Here is a 6,963-nt window from a genome sequence, read left to right as displayed (position 1 = left end):
CAAACCCCGGATCAGTCAACAAGTCATATAGCGCTAGCCTATCGGCGCGCCATATGCTTAGTTATTACCCAACGTTTTTTCCGTCCGAGTTAGCTTTTCCATAAGATTTGTAAGTCCATCAACACAACAGTTGCGTCTGAGTAAAGTCCATCTGCGTTCTGATTGTGTGCGGAACGTTAATTTCAATAAAATTTGTAGCCTATTCTAAGCAAAATATTGTAAACAGGTCTAAGTATAGCACCTGCCTCCTTGTTACTTGCAGGAATACCGAGTCCTACACCTCCGCCAAGTTCATAATTAAAATTCCAATTGATGTTTCTTTTTATGCCCCAAGTTGGAATAATAAAAATATCATCTCCTATTCTCGTATTTTCCTTTTGCGATAATGAAAACCAATTGGGATACCATTTCATACTTAATGAAAAGAAGTTGCCACTATTATGATAAATGTCTTTGTTGTTTGCTTGTCTTTTAGGCAGGTTATAAAAATATCTTGGTTCGACTGAAATTACAGGAAGAAATATTGGAAATTCTCCGCCGCTTATTTCCTTTGTTATTACAGAACCATCAAGTCCAATTTCGGAATGTAATGTCCAATGATTTGCTAGTCGCAACTCATTATTCGCCCAAAACCCTAAAACTCCTGTTTGTATATTGAAAATGGATTTTTCTACCTCTTGCGAATAAGTTTGATTTAAAAATAATCCAATAGCGAGGACAAGCAATTTGTATTTCATTGGTTCGGTTCTTCAAAAATAAGAACGGAAGAATTGTAAGTTTCTTATTACAGATTCATCTAAATGCTGATTTTTGCCAAAATGTTGGGTAACTAGTTGTTAGCTGTAATCTAAAAAAAAATCGAGAATATGAATGAAAATTTACCTCAAAATCAACAATCACAGGATGGGTTAATCCAATTGAATGAATTTGAAACTGGATTAAAACAGGTCTTGAACTTGCACTCATTACCAACTGAAAGTGTATTTGTTGAAATTCCAGAGAGAGTAAATGTATTCAAGAATTTAGATACTGTTTTAAATCAAATTGCACCAGAGGAAAAGCAACAATCTCTTTATCTATCAAAATTTATAGCAAGTACTGCTTCTGGACTTTTTGATGCATCTCTAAACTACCTATGGGATGAAACAATCTTACAAATAAGGAAACGTGTTTCTCAATATGATATTGAGTTTTTTTATGATAACGCAGTAACAGGAGACAGAAGAAAACGTTTAAAAGATGAAAATGATTTAAACAAAGTAGATGACTACGATTTAATCAAAGGTGCTAAAGAAATAGGTTTAATATCTGACCTTGGGTTTAAACATTTAGAATATATAAACTATATGCGGAATTGGGCAAGTGCAGCACATCCAAATAATAGTCAAATAACAGGTTTACAATTAGTTTCTTGGCTTGAAACCTGTATAAAAGAAGTAATTACATTACCTATATCAAATGTCACAATAAGAATTAAGCAACTACTACAAGGTGTAAAAAACACAGCGATTAGTGCTAGTGATGCTCAAGAAATTTCAGTTTTTACTACTGGTTTAACTCAAGAACAAATTAATAATCTTGCATCAGGATTTTTCGGAATTTATGTGAGATTAGAAACCACAAGTCAAACTCACCAAAATATAAATCTTTTATTACCCGAAATTTGGGAACGTGTTGACGAAGATGTAAAACAGTCTTTTGGATTAAAATATGCTCATTATACAGCAAATAACAGTCAAGACGAGAAGAAATTATCTAGAGAGTTTTTACAAATTGTAAATGCAGAAAGCTACATTCCAGACGATTTAAGAGCAATTGAAATTGACAATACGATTGACAATCTTTTATCAGCACATAGAGGTTTTAATAATTTTTATAATGAACCTGCTTTTGCAAGACAACTTTTGAGAATTATTGGACAACCGCTGAAAATACCGAAATCTGTAGAAAAGAAATTCATTATAGCAATTGTTGAGACATTCCTGACAAATGGCAATGGTGTCGCAGCTTCTGCAAATGAAATCTACACAGAGATTCTTTCAAGCCTTGATTCTCATCAAGCCAATATTGCTGGATTATCTTTTACGGATTCGAGAATTAGTAGTAGACTTCAATTTCCGCTAGCACAAAGAAAATTCAAAGAATTATTAGAAATAGTTAAGCCTAGTATTACTTCACCACCAGTTAATGACTTAATAAAATACATTACAAATGACTATAAAGGAAAACTATCATATTTAATGAATGACAAGACAGTCAAGACCTCTGTAGAAAGTTTGAAAATATTACTGAAGTGAAAAGACTACAGCTAACAATATATATAAAACATAGCTATTACAGGCTTTCCGAGAGGTATGTATGTATTTGCAAAGACCGCCAAATTTTTTAATTTGGCTTTTTTAGAAAATAAGATAAAAAGAAAATTAAAAAATTTGGCTCGTATATAATCCGAAAAGTTAGCGTCTATTTACACGCTACATTTCATATACTAGACCGATATAAGCAATTTAGCAAAAAACTACGTATATACCGCCTATTTAGTTCGGTTGTATGTAATTATTTCTTAGATTACGCATAACCCATACTAAAGTTGTATATGACAGATTTTGAACCCTTTAAAACCTTGCTGCAAATTAAAAGATATAGCGAAAATACTAGTAAGGCATATATAGGTTTATTGCTCTCTTTTGACCAATATATAGGATTTTAGCAAGAAATACATCGTTTGGATAGTAAATTCTTGTTGCAAAAAATAAGAGAAATTATAGTTGATAAAAATTACGCTTATACAACTCAGAAGCAATTGCAACATTGAGAAATATGGAGTGCAACGAATGCAAAAAAAGAATCCTTAGAAACCTTAGCCGTATCTTGGACGTACGTGTTCTAAATATCAATATTGAAAATGGGCTGCTTTATTTTCTGTACGCCGGTGAGCCGGCGTTTGAAAAAGTAAAACAAGAATTAAGGCGCTTGGGTTATCCGATAACCTCCTGTCTAGGGCCAAAACCTGATGTTAGTCAGTATATTTCTGGTAGTATCTCTTCTGAAAAAGCTCATGTGTAATCCCCAACTTCACTTTCCTTACGACCAAATATTTTGATCGGAAGGCAAGTAAAGTAACAGGCCTGCTTATTTTAGCATTGGGAGCACCAAAAATGGTATTGGGGTCTGAAATGCCATGGTCTTTATAACAGGTTCCCGAAATATGGTGTCAAAAAAACCATGTTTTGTTCGCATCATTGCAAATAGGGCTATGTCTTTGTCCTCTTTTTTGAAAGACAACAAGGTATTGGCCAGAGTGTCTTGCTTTCTAAGGTTGATAAATCCGTAATCGGTTTGGTCAAGGGCTGTTTTGAGTAGCGTTTTGTTGGCTAGTTGCGCATCACTTAAAATGGCCTGTGTGGCAATATGTACGATCGATATTCTTGAATTCCATAGTTTGGAAAACGCAGTTAACGGATTTAGTTCTGCCGGCACAAAAGCATGTTTATAATCCGTTGCAAGCATAATTTCTTTTGGTATTTGATAGTGGTATTCCGTAGGAACAACAAGAACCGGACAACGATCTATATGTTTGATTACACTTAAGGTATTACTGCCCAAGAACACCTCCCTTAAGGCAGAGGAGCCTTGCGTACCCATGACCACATAGTCTATTCCTTGGTTTATAAAGGTTATGTTGATAGCATTTACTACAGAGTCCGTCATTAGGATTCCTTTAAAATCATAACTTTTGTTTTTGTTGTCTTTTTGGAGCGAACTTACCGCTTCATCTAGATTATTTTGCATAACTGTTTTAGTTATTGGGGAAGATGGCGCACTGTAATACGCATGCAAAAGAAAGAACGTACAGGATTCTTTTTCAAACAGTTGAATTGCGTAGTTGATGGCGTTTTCGCTATTTTGGGAGAAATCGGTGGGCAGTAGTATTTTTTTCATAGTAAGAAAGTTTTAAATTTTAGCGTTTGCGCTTAATTTTTATCGGATTTTTTAGAAATGTAGGTGAATCTTTTTTTTGTTTTAAAAACTATCGGTCGTACATCATCAAGAATAGTATACTGCAAATGCCATTTTATTCGCTACCGGTTTTAATTCACCTAGGCTTGCCCCCCTATGGATCATTTATCATTGTAATTAAAAGGGAAACTAGTTGGGAATTCAGATAAGGTTTAGCATTTAATTCTCGTTTTACGGTTATTGCACATACACTACTAAAAATGGAATCCGTACATGAAATCCAATTTGGTCTACCGACTGTTTAATAAGTAGGCGCTCAAAAAATGAGTGATTTCTGTTCATCATGGCCAACAGGTCAACATCGTTATAAGCTATATAATCCAATATGGCATTGGGTAATTTCTTTCCTTGAATCTGCACTTCTTTATAAGATGCGTTATGAAGGAGTGCTTGTAAAACATCCTTATTTTTTTCCTGAGTTTTATCGAGTTTGAATACCTCCCACAGGTTAAGTAATGTAATTTCGGCATCGAGTAGATCAGCGGTCTCATTAATTACCTGCACCTCTTCGTTTTTATAGGTATTTCGGAAATCTGAGGGGAAAAGTATTTTTCTAACGGGAACGAAGGTGTAATTGCTAGGGATTACCAAAATAGGAGTACGGACCTTTCGGATTACAAAAACGGTATTGGACCCCAAAAACAGTTGCTTTGCACCCGTTGCCCCTTGTGTGCCCATAATTATAAGGTCTATCTTCTTTTTTTTGGTTAGCTCCGATATCTCGTCCGTTAACGTATTAAAGGCCGATACCATTTCTAATGTATGGTTTGGGTCTGGGAACTGTGCCTTTACATCTTCCAGTGTTTTTTCCAATTTGGCTAAGGCAGAATCTGCACCTATATCAGGAATGGCGCTGTACATGGCACCCCCAAGGGCATAGTCCATTCGGTAAAAAGCCGGTGTGTAGGTATGCAGGAAATAAATGGTACACTTCTTATTTTTTAGAAATTGCATAGCATATACTATGGCGTTCCAAGCATTTTTGGAAAAATCTGTTGGGATCAGTATATTTTTCATAATTCATACTTTTTAGCTGTCTTTTCCTTGAGTTTGCCAAACGGATGAAAGGAAAGGAACACTATTTTTTCCTTTTTAAGTTCATGTATTGCCGCTTTACGTGCTGCATATTATCGGTACAGAGGAAGTTTTCATCTTCTGCGTATTCAAAGATAGTTCCATAAAAATCGGTTTAAAATGACGAAAGTCATTTCCGGTATGGCTGAAAGTATCCAAATTTATGCATCACTTAAACCAAGAAATCGTGGCACTCAACTTTAATCAATATGCAAGGGAGGGGAATACCTTTTTAAAGGACTATGCCAAAGAACTGAGTCTTGGAAAGGATACGGAGAAGGCAGGACGGATTTTAACGTCTATAATGTATGCGTTGCGAGAGATTATTCCGGTGCAAGAGTCCCTGCAGCTCATTGCTCAATTGCCAATGTTCCTGAAAGCAGCTTATGTAAATGGTTGGACGTTCAAAAAGAAAAAACCTAAAATCAAAAGGATGGAACAGTTTTTTGAACTTGTAAGAAAGTTTGATGGTGCGGCAGCGGTGAACGATTTTGGCTATGATGATGATCTGGTAGAAAGGTATATCGATGTTACTTTTATCCTTCTAAGAGAATATGTGTCCTTGGGAGAATTGGAAGATATCCGAGACGGACTACCAAAAGATTTGAGAAGTATGATCTACACCAATTTAACCTTCTGATCATAAACGGACAGATGCTAGGTTAGACAAAAGGCACCGTGGTATTATCTGCCCTTATAGCGTATTTTAATAGTTTGTTAAGAGGATGGGAATTTTCAAATGAGGGTGCCTAGTTGAACTTATTAAGAAACTATTCCTAACTACTTATGTTTATCCTTGGAACCCTAAAAATGAAGTAGTTCTCCTAATTTGGCTTACTATTTTTTTAGTACTTCCCCAAAATTGGAGCATATAAATGCACCACTTAGCTTTAAATTGGATAATGCGACTCCTTTTTCTAAAGATTTTGCAAGCGTATAATACCATTTCCCAATTGAAAATAATACCAATTTAAGTTTTGAATGTCGTATTGAAAATTTGAATTATTTTTTTCTCAGTTTAGGAATGAAATCTAAGCATAGCATTAGCTATGGTTCTATTTTATGACGACAAATGAGTAAAAAAGAAACTTATTTTATGCGACATCTAGAAGTTAAATTGGTATAAGCCTATAAATGGTTTCTTTTTACGCCCTACTTCAAAATAAAAATAAGCCATAGCTAGGCTATGCCCGGTTTTTCTTTTTTCGCAGGTCAAAAAAACAACTAAATTTCTTTGGCTGAATTTCAAAAGAGAACTGGTATAAAAAAGTACGTGCTTTGATTAGCGTATTCATGAGAGCGCTTAACTTACAAAATCTTAGCGCCAATGGACTCTAGTTTCTTTTGAAGCATCCGAATTTATTTTTGCTATCGATGTAGTGAAAACCTTTCTATCCCAGAAAAGGCACCATGAAATCTTTATTAAAAATAAAAACAAAGCTTTTAGGTATCCGCCGTGTTTCAACCATAACGACCGTTTCTTGGATAATGACAAAAAGGACTGGAATAAAGTACTATTCCAGTCCTTTTAAGGGTATCCTCCTATTATTTTATCGTATCCAAACTCAAGTGGAAGCACACTAGCTTCGCAAATCTTGGTTCTAAATAAAATGCATTGCAGATACCTCTATATAGCCGCTGGGGCATTACTGCCCAGCAACTTGTGCTATGTGGTGCTACTTAAAAAAACAGGAAGCCGAAACTTCCTGTTTTCATAAAGAATTGAGTTTTATCGATGCCGTTAATTTGGCTTTTAAATTACATTATCTCTAAAATAATTCAACCGAACAATCGGGACAGCAATAACGCTCTTTTCTTTACTATGATTTTCAAGACCTTACAACCTTGTTAATCAATTTCTTAAAGAAT

Annotated in this window: 6 protein-coding genes; 3 read left to right on the top strand and 3 right to left on the bottom strand. The window is 35.0% G+C overall.

The features are described 5' to 3' along the window. Positions 1-182: 182 nt before the first annotated feature. The gene (locus ACFQZJ_RS10690) at positions 183-737 is read right to left on the bottom strand and encodes a hypothetical protein (protein ID WP_379934426.1); all 555 of its coding nucleotides are present in this window, start codon (positions 735-737) and stop codon (positions 183-185) included. 129 nt (positions 738-866) lie between these two features. On the opposite strand from ACFQZJ_RS10690, the gene ACFQZJ_RS10685 reads away from it, so the two are divergent. Both ACFQZJ_RS10685 and ACFQZJ_RS10680 read left to right on the top strand, forming a co-directional pair. Beyond that, complete coding sequence (locus ACFQZJ_RS10685; protein WP_379934425.1) at positions 867-2,297, top strand: hypothetical protein; 1,431 nt, start codon at positions 867-869, stop codon at positions 2,295-2,297. Between the two features lie 523 nt (positions 2,298-2,820). Continuing rightward, positions 2,821-3,066, top strand: a complete 246-nt coding sequence (locus tag ACFQZJ_RS10680; protein WP_379934424.1) for a cation transporter — start codon at positions 2,821-2,823, stop codon at positions 3,064-3,066. 66 nt (positions 3,067-3,132) lie between these two features. Here the strand turns inward: ACFQZJ_RS10680 and ACFQZJ_RS10675 are convergent, their stop codons facing one another. Together ACFQZJ_RS10675 and ACFQZJ_RS10670 are read right to left on the bottom strand one after the other, a co-directional pair. Continuing rightward, complete coding sequence (locus tag ACFQZJ_RS10675) at positions 3,133-3,942, bottom strand: universal stress protein (RefSeq protein ID WP_379934422.1); 810 nt, start codon at positions 3,940-3,942, stop codon at positions 3,133-3,135. Between the two features lie 255 nt (positions 3,943-4,197). Beyond that, complete coding sequence (locus ACFQZJ_RS10670; protein ID WP_379934420.1) at positions 4,198-5,037, bottom strand: universal stress protein; 840 nt, start codon at positions 5,035-5,037, stop codon at positions 4,198-4,200. 220 nt (positions 5,038-5,257) lie between these two features. On the opposite strand from ACFQZJ_RS10670, the gene ACFQZJ_RS10665 reads away from it, so the two are divergent. Next, entirely contained in the window at positions 5,258-5,734 is a 477-nt protein-coding gene (locus ACFQZJ_RS10665; RefSeq protein WP_379934419.1) for a DUF2267 domain-containing protein, read from the top strand. Positions 5,735-6,963 lie beyond the last annotated feature (1,229 nt).

This window comes from Maribacter chungangensis, assembly GCF_042676845.1.
GTDB classification, from domain to species: Bacteria; Bacteroidota; Bacteroidia; order Flavobacteriales; family Flavobacteriaceae; genus Maribacter; species Maribacter chungangensis.
This window is presented reverse-complemented; position numbering and strand designations above follow the sequence as displayed.